Annotated in this window: 14 protein-coding genes; 6 read left to right on the forward strand and 8 right to left on the reverse strand. The window is 69.6% G+C overall.

Annotation, left to right across the window (positions count from 1 at the left end; translation table 11 throughout):
- Nucleotides 1-4 precede the first annotated feature (4 nt).
- The 3 genes from mmsB (at nt 5) to ACZ60E_RS31090 (ending at nt 4,145) form a co-directional block, all read left to right on the forward strand.
- Nucleotides 5-1,252, forward strand: coding sequence for a multiple monosaccharide ABC transporter permease (mmsB, locus tag ACZ60E_RS31080; protein WP_384816222.1), 1,248 nt, complete (start codon nt 5-7; stop codon nt 1,250-1,252).
- A gap of 17 nt (nt 1,253-1,269) precedes the next feature.
- A complete protein-coding gene (locus ACZ60E_RS31085; RefSeq protein ID WP_469444734.1) occupies nt 1,270-2,418 on the forward strand; it encodes an aldose epimerase family protein in 1,149 nt (382 codons plus the stop codon).
- Nucleotides 2,419-2,570: 152 nt separating this feature from the next.
- Nucleotides 2,571-4,145, forward strand: coding sequence for a pyridoxal phosphate-dependent aminotransferase (locus ACZ60E_RS31090; protein WP_469444736.1), 1,575 nt, complete (start codon nt 2,571-2,573; stop codon nt 4,143-4,145).
- A gap of 326 nt (nt 4,146-4,471) precedes the next feature.
- On the opposite strand, the gene ACZ60E_RS31095 is transcribed toward ACZ60E_RS31090, so the two are convergent.
- On the reverse strand, nt 4,472-5,464 hold the full coding sequence (locus tag ACZ60E_RS31095) for an arabinan endo-1,5-alpha-L-arabinosidase (protein ID WP_469444738.1): 993 nt from the start codon (nt 5,462-5,464) through the stop codon (nt 4,472-4,474).
- A gap of 259 nt (nt 5,465-5,723) precedes the next feature.
- On the opposite strand from ACZ60E_RS31095, the gene ACZ60E_RS31100 reads away from it, so the two are divergent.
- Nucleotides 5,724-6,485 carry an intradiol ring-cleavage dioxygenase gene (locus ACZ60E_RS31100; RefSeq protein ID WP_469444740.1) on the forward strand — a complete coding sequence of 254 codons (762 nt, stop codon included), beginning with the start codon at nt 5,724-5,726 and terminating at the stop codon, nt 6,483-6,485.
- Nucleotides 6,486-6,618: 133 nt separating this feature from the next.
- On the opposite strand, the gene ACZ60E_RS31105 is transcribed toward ACZ60E_RS31100, so the two are convergent.
- Nucleotides 6,619-6,810: a hypothetical protein gene (locus tag ACZ60E_RS31105; RefSeq protein WP_469444742.1), complete on the reverse strand. Its 192-nt coding sequence runs from the start codon at nt 6,808-6,810 to the stop codon at nt 6,619-6,621.
- Between the two features lie 176 nt (nt 6,811-6,986).
- Here ACZ60E_RS31105 and ACZ60E_RS31110 point away from each other — a divergent pair, with 176 nt between their 5' ends.
- Both ACZ60E_RS31110 and ACZ60E_RS31115 read left to right on the forward strand, forming a co-directional pair.
- Nucleotides 6,987-7,892, forward strand: coding sequence for a LysR family transcriptional regulator (locus ACZ60E_RS31110; RefSeq protein ID WP_469444743.1), 906 nt, complete (start codon nt 6,987-6,989; stop codon nt 7,890-7,892).
- 79 nt (nt 7,893-7,971) lie between these two features.
- The gene (locus ACZ60E_RS31115) at nt 7,972-9,501 is read left to right on the forward strand and encodes a helix-turn-helix domain-containing protein (RefSeq protein WP_469444746.1); all 1,530 of its coding nucleotides are present in this window, start codon (nt 7,972-7,974) and stop codon (nt 9,499-9,501) included.
- Between the two features lie 135 nt (nt 9,502-9,636).
- Here ACZ60E_RS31115 and ACZ60E_RS31120 read toward each other — a convergent pair whose 3' ends face one another.
- The 6 genes from ACZ60E_RS31120 to ACZ60E_RS31145 form a co-directional block, all read right to left on the reverse strand.
- Nucleotides 9,637-10,539: a sulfite exporter TauE/SafE family protein gene (locus tag ACZ60E_RS31120; RefSeq protein WP_469444748.1), complete on the reverse strand. Its 903-nt coding sequence runs from the start codon at nt 10,537-10,539 to the stop codon at nt 9,637-9,639.
- A gap of 159 nt (nt 10,540-10,698) precedes the next feature.
- Complete coding sequence (arfA, locus tag ACZ60E_RS31125; protein WP_469444749.1) at nt 10,699-12,213, reverse strand: arabinosylfuranosidase ArfA; 1,515 nt, start codon at nt 12,211-12,213, stop codon at nt 10,699-10,701.
- A 185-nt stretch (nt 12,214-12,398) separates the two neighbouring features.
- Entirely contained in the window at nt 12,399-13,364 is a 966-nt protein-coding gene (locus ACZ60E_RS31130; RefSeq protein ID WP_469444750.1) for an arabinan endo-1,5-alpha-L-arabinosidase, read from the reverse strand.
- Nucleotides 13,365-13,411: 47 nt separating this feature from the next.
- Entirely contained in the window at nt 13,412-14,293 is an 882-nt protein-coding gene (locus ACZ60E_RS31135; RefSeq protein WP_453793786.1) for a carbohydrate ABC transporter permease, read from the reverse strand.
- Nucleotides 14,290-15,231, reverse strand: a complete 942-nt coding sequence (locus tag ACZ60E_RS31140; protein WP_469444753.1) for a carbohydrate ABC transporter permease — start codon at nt 15,229-15,231, stop codon at nt 14,290-14,292. Before ACZ60E_RS31140 ends, ACZ60E_RS31135 begins: the two co-directional genes overlap by 4 nt.
- On the reverse strand, nt 15,228-16,586 hold the full coding sequence (locus tag ACZ60E_RS31145; protein WP_384808659.1) for an extracellular solute-binding protein: 1,359 nt from the start codon (nt 16,584-16,586) through the stop codon (nt 15,228-15,230). Before ACZ60E_RS31145 ends, ACZ60E_RS31140 begins: the two co-directional genes overlap by 4 nt.
- Nucleotides 16,587-16,738 lie beyond the last annotated feature (152 nt).

Raw genomic sequence — 16,738 nt, forward strand, 5'->3', positions numbered from 1 at the left:
ACCGATGAGCACGAATGTGACCGCCAAGTCCCCCGCGCCGGCACCCGCCGGCAAGGGCGGCTCGTCAGGCGGCGGCGACGGCCTGCTGCAGCTGATGGTGGACGGCATGCGCCGCAACATGCGGCAGTACGGCATGCTGATCGCGCTGGGCCTGATCGTGGTGCTGTTCGCGGTGTGGACCGACGGCGACCTGCTGCTGCCGCGCAACGTCTCCAACCTGGTGCTGCAGAACAGCTACATCCTGATCCTCGCGATCGGCATGATGCTCGTCATCATCGCGGGCCACATCGACCTGTCGGTCGGCTCGCTCACCGCCTTCGTGGGCGCGGTGGCGGCCGTACTGATGGTCAAGCACGACCTCGACTGGCCGATCGCCGTGGTGCTGTGCCTGCTCCTGGGCGCCGCCGCGGGAGCCGCGCAGGGCTTCTTCATCGCGTATCTGGGCATACCGTCCTTCATCGTGACCCTCGCGGGCATGCTGACCTTCCGCGGTCTCACCGAGATCTTCCTGGAGGGCCAGACGCTCGGCCCGTTCCCCGAGGGTCTGCAGAAGGTCTCCAACGGCTTCCTCCCCGAGGTCGGCCCGGACACCAACTACCACAACCTCACGCTGCTGCTCGGCTTCGCCGTGATCGCGTTCATCGTGCTGCAGGAGTTCCGTGACCGCAGGCGGCAGCAGGAGTTCGCGCTCGACGTACCGCCCTTCAAGCTGTTCCTGCTGAAGCTCGTGGCCCTCGTCGCCGCCGTGCTCACGGTGACGATGATGCTCGCCAGCTACAAGGGCGCCCCGGTCGTGCTGATCATCCTCGGCGTCCTCGTCGTCGGCTTCGGCTATGTGATGCGCAACGCCGTCATCGGCCGCCACATCTACGCGATCGGCGGCAACCTGCCCGCCGCGAAGCTCTCCGGTGTGCGGGACAAGAAGGTCACCTTCCTGGTCTTCCTCAACATGGGCATGCTCGCGGCGCTGGCCGGTCTGGTCTTCGCGGCCCGCTTCAACGCGGCCTCGCCCAAGGCCGGTGTGAACTTCGAACTGGAGGCGATCGCCGCCTCGTTCATCGGCGGCGCGTCGATGAGCGGTGGCGTGGGCACGGTCCTCGGCGCGATCATCGGTGGTGTCGTGCTGGGTGTGCTCAACAACGGCATGAACCTCGTCGGTGTCGGCAGCGACTGGCAGCAGGTCATCAAGGGCCTGGTACTGCTCGCGGCGGTCGGCTTCGACGTGTGGAACAAGCGCAAGGTCGGTTCGTAACGTGCAGGTGGGGCCCCGTGGACGTACGGTCCACGGGGCCCCATTTTGCTTTGTGCGCGTCAGGAACCACTCACGTCTCGGGAAGACAGGAACCGGTGAAAAAACTGGTGAACGAACTGGTGAAGGAACTCTTCGGCGAACTCGCCGACGGCACGAAGGTCCACCGCTGGTCGCTGGAGAACGGCGGCACCCGGCTGAAGGTCCTCTCGTACGGCGGCATCGTCCAGTCCCTGGAACTTCCCGACGGGCACGGCGGACACACCAACGTCTCGCTCGGCTTCGACTCCGTCGAGGCGTACGAGACGTCCAGCCCGTACTTCGGCGCGATCATCGGCCGGTACGGCAACCGCATCGCCAAGGGCCGGTTCGCCCTCGACGGCGAGGACCACGTCCTGCCCGTCAACGACGGCGGCCACAACCTGCACGGCGGGCCCGAGGGCTTCGACCGGCGGATCTGGGACGTGGCGGAGTTCACGTCCGGCTCCGACGTGGGCCTGGTCCTGCGGCGCACCAGCCCCGACGGCGAGATGGGCTACCCCGGCACGCTCACGGTGCAGGTCACGTACACCCTGACCGCGCGGGGCGACTGGCGCGTCGACTACGAGGCGACCACCGACCGGGCCACGGTCGTCAACCTCACCAACCACGTGTACTGGAACCTGGCCGGCGAGAACGGCGGCTCCGTCCACGACCACGCGCTGACGGTCGCCGCGTCCCGCTACACCCCGGTCGACGCGGGACTCGTCCCCACCGGCGAGCTGGCCGGGGTCGCGGGGACACCCTTCGACTTCCGTACGCCGAAGACGCTCGGGGCGGATCTGCGGCGCGAGGACCCACAACTGCTGTACGCCCGGGGCATCGACCACAACATGGTCCTGGACAAGGGACTGACGGAGCGGCCCGAGCACATCGCGCAGCTGCGGGAGCCCGTCTCCGGCCGCACCCTGAGCATCGCGACGACCGAGCCAGGAGTGCAGCTCTACACCGGGAACTTCCTGGACGGCACCCTCGTCGGGACCGGCGGCCGGGCCTACGGGCAGGGCGACGCGGTGTGCCTGGAGACCCAGCACTTCCCCGACTCGCCGAACCGCCCGGAGTTCCCGTCGACCGTGCTCAGGCCGGGCGGGACGTACCGTTCGACGACGGTCCATTCGTTCAACATGTAACCATCCTTCACAGGTGGTTCACAACTTCCACATCGATTCACAGTCGTTGAACAGGGACACACAGGCGCACGTACTTAGAGGCGGCCCGGGTATCCCCGCTCGGGCCGCCGCCCGCGTACCCGCTCGGGCCGCCCCTCAAGGACGGAGGGTCCATGGCCGACAAAGTCACCTCGCTGTTCCGCACCGGCGCGCACAGCCCCTCGATGGCCGCGCTGGCACGAGAGAGCGGGGAGGCCGGTCCGGTGGACTTCTGCATCCCGTGCAACCCGTACTTCCCCTCGCCCAGGATGATGGACGAGCTGACCCACCGACTGCGCGACATCATCACGTACTACCCGAGCAGCGCGGACACCATCACCGCCGAGCTGTGCAACCTGCTGCAACTTCCCCCGCAGTGCGTGGCGATGGGCAACGGATCCACCGAACTCATCACCTGGATAGACCACTTGCTGGTCCGGGAATCGCTCGCCATCCCCGTCCCCACCTTCGGCCGCTGGACCGACCAGCCGCTGGAGACCGGCAAGCGCGTCGACATGTTCCCGCTCCAGGAGAGCAACGGCTTCGCGCTCGACCCGGCGCAGTACATCCAGTTCATCCGCTCCAGGGGCAGCCGCGCGGCCGTCATCTGCAACCCGAACAACCCCGACGGCGGCTTCCTGCCCAAGCAGACCATCCTGGCGTTCTGCGACGCGCTCGCCGACCTCGACCTGATCGTCATCGACGAGTCGTTCCTCGAGTTCGCCGACGCGGAGAACGAGCCGAGCATCGTCGAGGAAGCGGTGATGCGCCCCAACGTCATCGTGCTGCGCAGCCTCGGCAAGAACTTCGGCCTGCACGGCGTGCGGTTCGGCTACATGGTGGCCAACCCGGGCCTCGCGGGCAAGATCCGCTCGATGCTGCCGAAGTGGAACCTGAACGCCTTCGCCGAGACCGTGGTCTTCATGCTCAAGGACTACGGGGCCGAATACGTCGAGAGCCTGCACATGGTGCGCCGCGACCGGCTCGACATGGCCCGCCAGCTCTCCACACTGCCCGGCCTCACGGTCTACCCCTCGCAGGGCAACTTCCTCTTCGTGCGCCTCCCCGTGGGCGCCGAGGGCACCGTGGTCCGGGACCGACTGCTCACCGAGCACCGGATCCTGGTCCGCGAGTGCGGCAACAAGATCGGCTCGTCCAGCCGCTTCGTGCGGCTCGTGGTACGCCCCCAGGAGGACGTACGCCGTCTGGTGATCGGCCTGGAGTCGGTGCTCTACGGAACCACCAGACGGGGTGCCGCCGTACCCGAGCTGAGCCAAGGGGTCGGCTACAGCTCGGGGACCGCGGCCGTCGACCGGCTCGTCGGCTCGACGAACGGTCAGGGCTACCCGGGGCTCGCGGGCGCGGCGAACGGGATGGTGCAGCAGCCTCAGCCGGTGCCTCAACAGCCGCAGCAGTTGCCGCAGCAGCCGCAGCCGCTCGTCGCCGCGGCCAACGGGATGGTCGGGCAGCCCCAGCCGCTGACCGCGGCGCAGACGCGGGGGACCACGGGGATGCCGGGCGGGCTGACCGCGATCGCCGCGCCGGGGCAGCCGCAGGGATTCCCCCAGCAGGGGTTCCCGCAACAGCCTCAGGCGATGCCGCAGCCCCAGCCCGTGCCTCAGCAGCAGCCCGGCGGGTGGCCGAACACGCCGGGGGCGTCCAACGGAGCGGGCTGGCCTGCGGCCGGCGGAGTCAACCGCGTCGGCTGACGCCTGGCGGGGCCGCCCCAACCGATCGCGCAGTTCCCCGCGCCCCTTCAGGTGCGGCTCCGGTGGGGGTTGCTCGCGCCGTTCCCCGCGCCCCTGAAAAACGGGGCTGCGCCCCAGTTTTTCGCCCTGAAGGGGCGCGGGGAACGGCGCGGCCCACCCCCACCGGAGCCGCACCCGACGAACCGGCGCAGGCCCTCTCAGGGGCGCGGGGAACTGCGCAATCGGTTGGCGCGACCCCCACCGGCCCGCAGATTCAATGGGCGCGCGGTCCCCCAGGGGCGCGGGGAACGGCGCAATCTTGTGGCGTACCCCCACCGGCCCGCGGGTCAGTACGCGACGGGCCATCCCGTGGTCCAAGACAGGAGGTTGATGCCGAGTTTGGGTGTGCCGTTGTCCTGGCCGTCGTAGTAGTGGTAAACGATCAGGTCGCCGTCCGAGTCCGCCATGATCGACTGCCCGCCGGGCCCGACGTACCGCCCGTGCGACTCCAGCACCGCCGTCCCGCCGTTGTTCGTCATCGCCACACCGTTCTTGTCGTAGTACGGCCCCGTGACACTGGTGGCCCGCCCGACCTTGACCTTGTACGTGGAACTGGTGCCGGCACAGCAGGTGTCGTACGACGCGAACAGGTAGTAGTAGCCGTTGCGCTTGACGATGTACGGCGCCTCGACGGCCTTGGTACCGGTCGGACGGGACGCGATCGAGTAGCGCGTGGTGTTCGTCGAGAGCTGCTTGCCGGTGGACGGGTTGATCTGGATCATTTTCAGCCCGGTCCACCAACTGCCGAAGGAAAGCCACCACTTGCCGTCGCTGTCGACGAAGAGGTTCGGGTCGATGGCGTTGTAGTCGCTGGAGGTGGTGGACGTGTAGACCGTCCCGTAGTCGCTCCAGGAGCCCGGCAGCCCGGTCGTCGAACCGGCGAGCCCGATGGCCGACTTGTTCGAGCCGAAGGTCGAGACGGCGTAGTACATCAGGTACTTGCCGCCCGCGTACGAGATGTCGGGCGCCCACGCCTCGGTCGCGTACGACGACCACCAGCCCGGCTTGGTGCCGAAGGCGTCGGAGCCCGCGCTGAAGGCGATCCGGTTGGTCGACGTCTTGTAGCTGAGGCCTCCGCCGGTCGCGTACAGCAGGTACTGCCCGGACGAGGTGCGGATCATCGTCGGGTCGTGCACGACGATCGAGCCGGTGACGGTGCCCGGGTTGGGGTACGCGGACGCGGTGGTGGGGACGAGGGCGAGCAGGATCGCCGCGGGGAGTGCGAGAAGCGCGGTCCTGCGGCCCGTACGGCGGGGAGTCCTGCTGGAGGTGGGGCTCACGCGGATCCTCCTACGAGTGGGGGGGAGTCGAGGCTTCGCCGGTTCGACATCACGAACGCTGGTCATGGCTTCGAACGGCGGGATGACCCGGAACGTAGAATCGAACCCCTTGCGCGTCAACGGTTCACACAGCCCCGCGCGCCCCGGTAAACGTCGAAAGTCTTTCGGCGTCCCGGCTGTCTCACAACAGACTTGACGCTTCGTCACTTTGCCCAACCCACAGCGCTTCGACAGATTCCGTTTCTACGGTGCCGTGTTCATGACAGACACATCGATCGGACGTCGAACCGTGCTCATCGCCACGGGCGCCACCGCGGCCACTCTGGCCGTCGGTGCCACGCTCCCCGAGGCCCCCACCACGGCCCCCACTACGGCTGCCGACCAGCAGCCGGCCGCCGCCGCGGCCGTCTGCACCCTCACGAAGGAGATGACCGAAGGCCCCTACTACCTCGACGGACAACTCGTCCGCGCGGACATCCACGAGGACAAGACCGGGATTCCGCTCAAGCTCACGCTCACCGTCGTCGACGACGACACCTGCGCTCCGCTCGACAGCGCGCTCGTGGAGATCTGGCACTGCGACGCGCTCGGGGAGTACTCCGGGTTCGTCGGCGGGAACGGGCACAACGAGCCCGACAACGGCAGGTTCCTGCGCGGCGGGGTCCTGACGGGCACCGACGGCGTCGCGAAGATCACCAGCGTCTACCCCGGCTGGTACCGGGGGCGGTGCATCCACATCCACATCAAGGTGCACACCGATGTCACGCTGACCTCCGACGGCTCGTTCGAGGGCGGTCAGGAGCTGCACACCGGGCAGCTGTTCTTCGACGAGGCGATCACCACGAGGGTGGCGGCGGTGCCGGTGTACGCGGCGAACACCGTGCCGCGGACCACGCTCGCGCAGGACGGCATCTACGACGACGGGGGCGCGGCGTCGGGTCTGCTGACCCTGACCGCGCTGGGCAGCACGACGACGGCGGGCTATGCGGGCGCGTTGACGCTCGGCGTCGAGACGAGCTGATCGGCTGCGGGCCGGTGGGGGCGGGCGGCGCAGTTCCCCGCGCCCCTGAAAAACCGGGGCTGCGCCCCAGTTTTTCGCCCTGAAGGGGCGCGGGGAACTGCGCGAACGGCCCCCACCGGCCCGCAGGTGGCACTCAGCCCCGCCCACTACGGCTGAGCACGCGCATGCCCGTCGCGTCCACGACCCGTACCTGCAGCGACCCGCACCCGCAGCGGGTCCAGACCGTGTGGCCGCCCGCCGTACCGTGCCGGGACACCACCTGGAACGGTTCGGCGCGGTCGGGCCATCCGCAGTGCGGGCACGCGGCACGCTGTGCGCTGTTCATGTGGAGGGCTCCTCACGTAGTGGGTCGGCTGCGGGTGCGTGGGGGCTGGTCGCGCCCCGCGGCGGAGCCGCATATAGATACGGCCCCGCGCCCCTTGGGGGCACCTCCAGGGTGAAGCCCAGTGACCGTGCACGTCCAGGTTGACTTTCTGGACCGGACCCTTAAGGCTGGGCTTCATGATTGATCTGCGGCGACTCCACGTCCTGCGAGCCGTCGAGCACTACGGCACCGTCACCGCCGCCGCCAGAGCCCTGCACCTGACCACCTCCGCCGCCTCCCAGCAGGTCCGCCTGCTCGCCCGTGAGCTGGGCGTCGTCCTGCTGGAGCCGCAGGGCCGCGGCGTACGCCTGACCTCCGCCGCGCGCAGCCTGATCACGCACGCCGACGCCATCCAGGCCCGCTGGGACCAGGCGGAGCTGGATCTGCGGTCCGACCACGACGATCCGGCCGGCCTGCTGCGGGTCACCGGCTTCCCGATGGCCGTCTCGGTGCTGATCGCCCCCATGGCGGCCCGGCTGCGCGAACGCCACCCCCGCCTCTCCGTCCGCATCCAGGAGGCGGTCGTACCCGAGAGCTTCAACCTGCTCTTCGAGGGCGGGGCCGATCTCGCGGTCGTCGAGGCGACCTCGCGCAACCCCCCGATCAGCGATGCCCGGTTCGACCAACAGCCTTTGCTGGACGACCCGTTCGACCTGGTCGTACCCGACACGCACCGGCTGGCCGGGCGCGAGCGGACGGATCTCGCGGAGGCCGCCCGCGAGGAGTGGATCGCGCCGTCCGAGGACAACCCCTGCCGCCTGCAGGTGCTGTCCGCGTGCGGTGCCGCCGGATTCACCCCCGACATCGTCCACCAGGCCTGGGACTGGAACGTGACGGCCCACCTCGTCGCGCACCGCCTCGGTGTCGCGCTCATCCCGCGGCTCGCCCATCTGACCCCCCACCTGCCGATCACCCGCGTCCGCTGCACGGGCGACCCGCACCGCAAACTCCTCACCTGTACCCGTGCCGGGGGCCATGAGCGCCCGGCCGTCGCGGCGGCCCTCGCCGAACTCCGGGAACTGGCACCCACAGCGGTGGCGTGACCCACAGGGGGGCGCACTAGGGTGCCCCCCTGTCGGACCGTGGTACGCAGGGCAGGGAAGGTGCGTGAGAGGTGTGGGGGTGCCGGGACACGGAGAGGACGTCGACGAACTGCTGCGGCTCGTACGGCGGCAGGGCACCCCGGCGGAGGTACTGGACTGGCTCGGCCGCCGGACCGGGGCGCACGTCGCCTGGATCGGCCGCGAGGGCACGGTCGAGGCGGCCACGGCCGGCTTCCCCCGGCGGATCGCGGACGCGCTGACCGAACAGGTGGAGCGGCTGTCCGGCGGACGGCTGGCCGCGGCCACCACACGGGTCGGCGAACGCGAGGTACGCCTGGAGGCCTTCGGCGGACGCGAGCCGCGCCCGGTGCTGGTGACGGTCAGCGCGTCGCCGCTGCCGCGGGAGGCCGCCGCGCTGGCCTCGCAGGCCGGCGGCATCGTCCACCTGCTGGGCAAGGCGTCGGACGCCGACGGCGGCACGCGTGGATACGAGGCGAAGGCGGCGCAACTGCGGTTCGCGGTCCTGACCGCGCTGCTGGCCGGGGACGTCACCATGGCACGCCGGATGACGACCGGTGACGTACCGCCGCTGCTGAACGCGGAGCGCGTACGTGTCCATCTCCTGCACTGCCCGCCCGCCGACCGCGACCGGCTGACCAGGACCTATCTGGACCCGTCGGGCTATCACGGCCCCGGGCTGATGGTGAACTGCCCGGTGTTCAAGGAGCAGTTGATCTGCCCCGTGGCCGAGGACCCGGAACTGGGCGGCCGGTTCCGGCAGGGCGAGGTGCTGCGGCGGCTCGTCGCGGAGAACCAGGGGTACGCGCTGGGCGTCAGCAGGCCCCATCCGCTCGCCGCCACGGGCGAGGCCTACGGAGAGGCCGTGCACGCCCTCGCCGTCGCCCGCAACTCCCCCGGCCGGCTGGCCGCCTACCGGGGCCGGCCCTCGCTCGTGCACGTACTGCCGCGCCGGACGGCCCTCGCCTGGGCGCGCGCCCACCTGGAGCCGTTGCAGGCCGTCCCCAAGCCCACCCTGGACGTCGTCCGGCTGGCCGTCACGTTCTCGCGGTCCGGCGTGGCCCGTCTGCTGCACCTCAGCCGCACCACCGTCACGGCCCACTGCCGCCGGGCGGAGGAGGCGCTGGGCGTCGACCTCGGCGATGTCCGCACCCGGGCCACGCTCGATCTGGCCCTGTCCCTCACGGCGCTCCAGCCCGATCCCGACGACACCGCCCAGGCCGACACGGTCCAACTGGTCGCGCCCCCGCTCGGGGAGCTCCTGCGCTCCTCCCCCGCCACCGCGTGGGCGGAACCCTTCCTGCACCCTCTGCGCGACACCCGGCACCACGATCTGTTCCTCACCGTGGAGGCCTGGATCGACGCCAACACCGACGCCCAGCGCACGGCCGCGCGGGTGGGGCTGAGCCGCAACACGGTCCGCGCCCATCTGCGCGCCGCCGAACGCCTCCTCAACCGCGATCTGCTGACCACCGGTTCAGGCGTCCACGACCTCGTGCACGCCCTGCGCGTGACGGGTGGACAGCGTGCACACCCGGCGGCCGAATCTGACCAGCGTGCACGGTGGTCGGCCGCGGACGTCGCCTCATAACGTGCACAGTGCGCGGCGAATGGCCCACGGGGGAGGTCATTCGCCGCGGTTGCACTTCCGTGCGGCGCCTAGTCGGGTGGGGTTCCGTTTCGGGTGCGGGTCCGGTGAGGGCTGGGCGCGCAGTTCCCCGCGCCCCTAGACGCGGGCCGGTGCGGGCTGGGGGCGCTCCCTCGCCCTCTCCTTGCGGTGGGCCTGGATCGAGTACGTCAGGGCTGTTGCCCAGAGGATGTACAGGAGCACGTACACGCAGACGCGCAGCGCGCCCGGTGCCGCCACCCAGTCGCTCCTGAGCAGCGTGCGGACGTTGGTGACGACGATGATTCCGCCGACCGCCGAGCCGAGGACGCGCGGGGGCAGCAGGCGTACCAGCCAGGCCGCGACGGGCGCCGCGATCAGACCGCCGATCAGGAACGCGGCGACCCAGCGCCAGTTCAGGCCCTGGGAGCCGAGGGAGAAGAGGAAGCCGAGGCTGGCGGCGACGGCGACGAGGAACTCGCTGGTGTCGATGGACCCGATGACCTTGCGGGGCTCCATACGGCCGCCGGCCAGCAGCGCGGGCGTACCGACCGGACCCCAGCCGCCTCCGCCGGTCGCGTCCAGGAAGCCGGCGACGAGCCCGAGCGGCGACAGGAACCGCTTGCGCAGCGGCTTGCCGAGATTGCCCTCGGGCAGGCCGCGAAAGGTGAACCGGGACATGACGTACAGCCCGAGCGCCAGCAGGATCAGGGACATCACGGGCTCGGCGACCCCGGTGGACAGCCCCGACAGCACGGTCGCCCCGAGGAACGACCCGACGGCTCCGGGTACGCCGATCCTGAAGACGACCTTCCAGTCCACGTTCCCGAAGCGCCAGTGCGAGGCGCCGGACATCAGGGTCGTCCCGATCTCCGCGAGGTGGACCGTGGCGGAGGCCGCGGCCGGGTTGGTGCCCATGGAGAGGAGCAGGGTGGTGGAGGTGACGCCGTAGGCCATACCGAGGCTGCCGTCCACCAGCTGGGCGCCCAGGCCCGCCAGGGCGAGCAGTACCAGCGTGCGCATCGTGTCCGAGTCCGTCCCGTCGTGTCGCGATGTCCCCTCCGGGAGGTGGAGGGGACCCACGGGACGCTAGGTGCGCGAGCTGAGGATTGGCTTAGCGCGGGATGAGGACGCCGCACAGGCGGCGCCCCGGCCGGGGAGGGCCGGGGCGCCGTGGGGCCGTCAGGCCAGCCGGATCACGTTCCAGGACAGCGGCTCCAGGGTGGTCGTGAGAGCGCCGTCCTGGAGCGTGGTGCCCGTCACCTGGTGCGGGACCACCCGTTCCGGTTCGTCCAGGGTGTTGCGGGCGTCCGGGTCCGTGTCGGACAGGGCGCTGTGCTCCACCACCGCCGTCAGGCCGAGCGAGCCGAGCGACACCTCCAGCGGCAGCGCGTCCGTCCGGCCGCGGTTGACGGCGAACACGGTGACCGAGCCGTCCTCGGCCCGTACTGCGGTGGCGTGCAGCAGGTCCGTCTCGCCGTACTTCGCCGTCTCGTACGTCGGCGAGTCCACGCGTACGTCGAGGACCTCACCCCGCCCGTACCGCGAGGCCTGGGAGAACGGGAAGAACGTCGTCTGGCGCCAGGCCGGGCCGCCCGGCTCGGTCATGATCGGCGCGATGACGTTGACGAGCTGGGCCAGACACGCGATCGTCACCCGGTCCGCGTGCCGCAGCAGCGCGATGAGCAGGGAGCCGAAGACGACCGCGTCGGTGACGTTGTAGTTGTCCTCCAGGAGCCGGGGTGCCTCCGGCCAGTCCAGCGGGTTCCGCTCGGCCTCCTCCTGGGTCCTCGACAGGTACCAGACGTTCCACTCGTCGAAGGAGAGGTTGATCTTCTTCTTCGACTTCAGCCGCGCGCCGATGTGGTCGCAGGTGGCGACCACGTTCTCGATGAACGACTCCATGTCCACGGCGGAGGCCAGGAAGGAGTCGACGTCGCCGTCGTGGGGCTCGTAGTAGGCGTGCAGGGAGATGTGGTCGACCAGGTCGTACGTCTCCTTGAGGACCGTCGCCTCCCACTCGGCGAAGGTGTCCATGGACTGGCCGGAGGAGCCGCAGGCGACGAGTTCGACGCCCGGGTCGATCTGGCGCATGGCGCGGGCCGTCTCGGCGGCGACGCGGCCGTACTCCTCGGCCGTCTTGTGGCCTGTCTGCCAGGGGCCGTCCATCTCGTTGCCCAGGCACCACATGCGGATGGCGAAGGGGTCCTTGTCGCCGTGCGCGATCCGCAGGTCGGACAGGGCCGTGCCCGACGGGTGGTTGGCGTACTCCTGGAGTTCCAGGGCCTCGGCGACGCCCCTCGTGCCGAGGTTGACCGCCATCATGGGCTCCGCCTGCGGGCCCAGCTTCTTGAGGAACGCGATGTACTCGGACAGGCCGAAGCGGTTCGTCTCCGTCGAGCGCCAGGCCAGGTCCAGGCGGCGGGGGCGGTCCTCGGCGGGGCCCACCGAGTCCTCCCACTTGTAGCCGGAGACGAAGTTGCCGCCGGGGTAGCGGATCGTGGTGACGCCCAGTTCCTTCACGAGGTCCAGGACGTCCTGGCGGAGCCCGGCCGCGTCCGCGGTGGTGTGTTCCGGCTCGTAGATGCCTGTGTAGACGCAGCGGCCCAGGTGTTCCACGAAGGAGCCGAAGAGGCGGGGGTTCACCTCGCCGACCGTGAAAGCGGGGTCGAGGGTGAAGCGGGCCTTTTCTTGCATGGTGCCTTTTCGCCTTTCGGGGTGGGTGGCTTGGGTTGCGTCGGCGGGTGCGGGTGCTCTGTGGCTGGTCGCGCAGTTCCCCGCGCCCCTGGGGAGTGGGTGGCTGATGTGCTTCGGCGGGTGCGGGTGCGTTGTGGCTGGTCGCGCAGTTCCCCGCGCCCCTTGGGGGCCGAAGGCCCCCCGGGTCAGACGACTTGGGGCCAGCCCTCTTTGGACCAGCTGAGGCGGTTGAGGCCCAGTTTTGGGGTGCCCTCGTCCTCCGCGTCGTAGTAGTGGTACGCCAGCCAGGTCCGGGCGCCGTCCTTGAAGACCGACTGGCCGCCCGTGCCGATGTATCTGCCGTGGCCCGCCAGGAGCAGGTCGCCGCCGCCCTGGAGGAGGGAGGTGCCGGTGCTGTCCACGTACGGGCCCGTGATCGAGGTCGATCGGCCGACGCGGATCTTGTACGTGCTGTTCACGCCCGCGCAGCACGCGTCGTACGAGGCGAAGAGGTAGTGGAAGCGGCCGTGCTTGACGATGTACGGGCCCTCGACCGCGTACGGGGCGTCGGGGCGGGTCGCCAGGTGGTGGACCGTCGTGCCGGGGACGGCCTTTCCGGTGGCCGGGTCGAGTTCGACCATGCGGATGCCGGTCCAGTACGAGCCGAACGCCATCCACAGCTTGCCGTCGGCGCGGGTGACCGCCGGGTCGATGGCGTTCCAGGTGTCGGTGGTCTCCGAGGTGAAGACCTTGCCGTGGTCCGTCCAGGTGCCCGGTCTGCCGGACCCGGAGGTGGCCACGCCGATCGCGGAGTGGTTGGTGCCCCAGGAGGAGACCGCGTAGTAGAGCCAGTAGCGGCCCGCGCGGTAGGAGATGTCCGGGGCCCAGGGGTCGCCGGTGGCGTTGTACTCGTACCACCAGGACGGGGGTTCGGCGAAGGCGTTGCCCGCGTCGTCCCAGTGGGTGCGGTCCTTCGACAGGCGGGCGCCGATGATCCCGCCGGTCGAATAGGCCGCGTACTCACCGGTCTTGAGGCGGATGACCGTCGGGTCGTGGATGATCTGCTGGCCGGTGAGGGGCACGGGGTCCGGGTACTCGGCCGCCTGTGCCGTCGTCGGGAGCAGGGCCAGGACGGCCGCGGCGAGTACCGCGACGAGTCTGAAGCGCTTCAACTGGTAGCTCCTTGAGGGGAGTTACGGTGCAGGAGGGGGTACGGGGCCTACTGGCCCGCCAGGCCCGTGTGCGCGACGCCCGCCACGATCTGGCGCTGGAAGAAGACGAAGACGATGATCAGCGGCAGGCCCGCCATCAGGCCGCCGGCCATGAGCTGGGCCCACTGGATGCCGTAGGAGTTCATGACGGTCGCGATGCCGTTCGGCATGGTCATCAGGTCGGGGTTGTTGGTCACCATGTACGGCCACAGGAAGTTGTTCCAGGACGCGATGAAGGTGAAGATGCCGACCGCGGCCAGGGAGGGGCGGGACAGCGGGAGCACGATGGTGAAGAAGACCCGCCAGCGGCCCGCGCCGTCGATGAAGGCCGCTTCCTCCAGTTCGTGCGGGATGCCCTGGAAGAACTTGTAGAGGATGTAGACCATCGCGGCGGGCGCGCACTGCGGCAGGATCATGCCCCAGTAGGTGTCGACCATCCCCATCTGCTGGACGGTGGTGAACAGCGGGACACCGAGGACGGCCGGGGAGACCATCAGACCGGTCATGACCAGGCCCAGCAGGGCCTTCTTGCCGCGGAACTCCGTGCGGGCGAAGCCGTATCCGGCGAGCGCGCTGACGCTCAGCACCACGAACGTCACGCACACCGAGACGACCAGCGAGTTCACGAACCAGTTGGTGATGTTGCCGGTCTCGAAGATCGCCGACCAGGCCTGGGTCGTCCACTCCTTCGGCAGCCAGTGCGTCGGCACCTCGACGGCCTCGGTCTCGGACTTGAGCGAGGTGAACAGCGCCCAGAGGAGCGGCGCGAGGAACACCACCGAGACGGCGGTGGCGAGCAGGGTGAGCACGATCTGGCTGGGCGTCCAGGGCCTGCGGGCCTTCGCGCGTATCCGCGTCTCGTCGGGGGTCTGTGCTGCGGCGGTGGTCATCGGCCGCCCTCCTCACGGTTGCGCAGCAGCCACATCCGGGCGAGGGCGACGGCCGCGATGATCACGAAGAAGATGATGGAGATCGCGGAGGCGTAGCCGACGCGGTAGCTGGTGAAGCCCTCTTCGAGGGTGTACTGCACGAAGGTGCGCGTGGAACCCTCAGGCCCCGGCAGGAAGTCCATCATCACCACGGCCTGGTCGAAGACCTGGAGCGAGGCGAGGATCTGCAGGGCGAGGACGAGACCGGTGATGTTCCGCAGCATCGGCAGGGTGATGTGGACCATGCGGTGCCAGGCGTTCGCGCCGTCCAGCTTCGCGGCCTCGTAGAGGTGCGCGGGGATGCCCTGGAGGGCGGCGAGGTAGAGCAGGAAACTGAAGCCGACCGTCCACCACAGGGTGCAGACGACGACGGCGAGCATGGCGTACGACTTGTCGGTCAGCCAGGCCGTCTCGATGCCGAGGACGTGGTTGACCATGCCGGTGCCGGGGTTGAACAGCCACTGCCACAGGTTGGCGGCGACGGTGGACGGCAGCAGGAACGGGGCGAAGAAGCAGAGCCGCCACAGCCATTTCCCGCGCTCGATGTGGTGGGCGAGCATCGCGAGGAGGAAGGCGAGGACGGTGATGCAGGGCACCACCAGGAGGGTGAAGTAGGCGCTGTGGCCCAGTGATTCCCAGACCAGCGGGTCGTCCAGGGCCTCGCGGTAGTTGTCGAGGCCGATGAAGTTGGTGGCGTCGCCGGAGATGTTGGCGTCCGTGAAACTGAGGTAGAGGCCGCGCAGCAGCGGCCAGATCACGAACAGCGCGAACAGCACGAGGAACGGAGCGACGAACCAGGCGCCGTGCTGGAAGCCCTGCTTGCGGCGGACGGTCGCGGTGTCCGCCACCGCCCTCGTACGCGCCGGAGTGATGACGGTCTGAGCGCTGGTCGTCGTCATGCGACCGCACCTCCCTGCGCGGCGGTCCTGCCGTCCATGGGGTTCTTCGAGGCGAGCAGCTCGGTGAGCGTGCTCTTCATGCTGCGGGCGGCGGCGTCCGGCTTGGCGGAGCCCACCGTGGAGGAGACGACGATCGGGCCGACGCGCTGGGCGAGGATGCCGGTGGACCCGGCGAACCACACCTTCGGCTCGGTGGCCTGGTGGTCCATCGCCGAGACGTACTCGCTCTGCGGGTTCATCTTCTTGTACGCGGCCGAGGACAGGGTCGGCGTGTAGGCGGGGATGTGGCCGCCGGCCGCCCACTGCTGGGCGTGCTGGACGATGTAGGCGGCGAGCTGGTGCGCGCCCTCGTTGGCGGCTCCGCCGCGGTCGGCCTGGTGCGGCAGGACGAAGGAGTGCGACTCGGCGTGGGTCGCCTGCTTGCCGAAGACCGGGGGCAGCGGGGTGGCGCCGTACTCGATCTTCGCGCCGTCGAAGACGGGCACCGACCAGTTGCCCTCCCAGACGAACGGGCCGCCGTTGACGAACTGTTCGGCGCCCGCGCCGCCCGCGAAGCCCGGGTTCACATAACCGTCGGTGAGGTGCCGGCGCAGGAACTCCAGTACCTGCGTGGCCTTGTCGGTGTCGAAGGTGACCTCGGTGTTGGCGTCGTCGAACCAGGTGCCGCCAAGCTGGGTGTAGAACGCGACGAAGAACCACCACTGGAAGTTCTGGTCGCTGGACCACATACCGATGGTCTGCAGGCCCTTCTTGGTGGCCTTCTTGGCCTCCTTCAGGACGTCGAACCACTCGTCGACGGAGGTGACCGGCACGATGTGGCCGTCGTCGCCGAGCAGGCCCGCCTTCTTCAGCACGTCCTTGCGGTAGAAGCAGAGCTGGACGTGGATGTCGAGCGGCAGCGCGTAGAGCTTGCCGCCGATGACGGCGCGCTTCCACAGCTCGGGGTTGAAGTCCGCCTCCCGCACGCCGTACTTGGCGAGCAGGTCGACGTCCCAGGGGTCCAGGAGCCGGCCCGGCGAGAAACCGGTGACCCGGCCCAGGTGCATGACACCCAGGTCGGGGGCCCGGTTGCCCGCCGCCGCCATGGCCAGTTTGGTGTAGAAGGGGCTCCCCCACTGGAGGGTCGAGTCCTTCACGTCGATGTCCGGGTTCGCCTCACGGAAGGAATCCAGCATCGCGATCATGTTGTAGCCGTCGCCGCCGCTGAAGAGGTTCCAGTAGCGCACGCGGGTGTCCGCGCCGGAGGTGAGTGCGTCCGCTCCGGTGCCGAGCGCGGCGAATCCGAGGCTGCCCGCGACCGTCACGCCGCCGAGTCCCGCCAGGAGCTGCCTGCGATTCAGGCCAGGTCGTCCCATGCCCTGCCCCATCTGTTCGAGATGTCTCCGTCGGAGATTCCTCTGGAGATTCCGTTCGACATTTCGATTGGTGCTCGTAACTTCGAACGGACCGTAGATAGGAAGCGCTTACTCGTCAATGGTTCGCGCAGGAATTTCCCTGTGGATACCTG

Source organism: Streptomyces sp. NPDC102514, from assembly GCF_055584525.1.

Excerpts from the sequence above, each read along its gene's own strand:
- mmsB (WP_384816222.1), top strand. The coding sequence starts at position 5 with ATGAGCACGAATGTGACCGCCAAGTCCCCCGCGCCGGCACCCGCCGGC.
- ACZ60E_RS31090 (WP_469444736.1), top strand. The coding sequence starts at position 2,571 with ATGGCCGACAAAGTCACCTCGCTGTTCCGCACCGGCGCGCACAGCCCC.
- ACZ60E_RS31100 (WP_469444740.1), top strand. The coding sequence starts at position 5,724 with ATGACAGACACATCGATCGGACGTCGAACCGTGCTCATCGCCACGGGC.
- ACZ60E_RS31105 (WP_469444742.1), bottom strand. The coding sequence starts at position 6,810 with ATGAACAGCGCACAGCGTGCCGCGTGCCCGCACTGCGGATGGCCCGAC.
- ACZ60E_RS31110 (WP_469444743.1), top strand. The coding sequence starts at position 6,987 with ATGATTGATCTGCGGCGACTCCACGTCCTGCGAGCCGTCGAGCACTAC.
- ACZ60E_RS31120 (WP_469444748.1), bottom strand. The coding sequence starts at position 10,539 with ATGCGCACGCTGGTACTGCTCGCCCTGGCGGGCCTGGGCGCCCAGCTG.
- arfA (WP_469444749.1), bottom strand. The coding sequence starts at position 12,213 with ATGCAAGAAAAGGCCCGCTTCACCCTCGACCCCGCTTTCACGGTCGGC.
- ACZ60E_RS31135 (WP_453793786.1), bottom strand. The coding sequence starts at position 14,293 with ATGACCACCGCCGCAGCACAGACCCCCGACGAGACGCGGATACGCGCG.
- ACZ60E_RS31140 (WP_469444753.1), bottom strand. The coding sequence starts at position 15,231 with ATGACGACGACCAGCGCTCAGACCGTCATCACTCCGGCGCGTACGAGG.
- ACZ60E_RS31145 (WP_384808659.1), bottom strand. The coding sequence starts at position 16,586 with ATGGGACGACCTGGCCTGAATCGCAGGCAGCTCCTGGCGGGACTCGGC.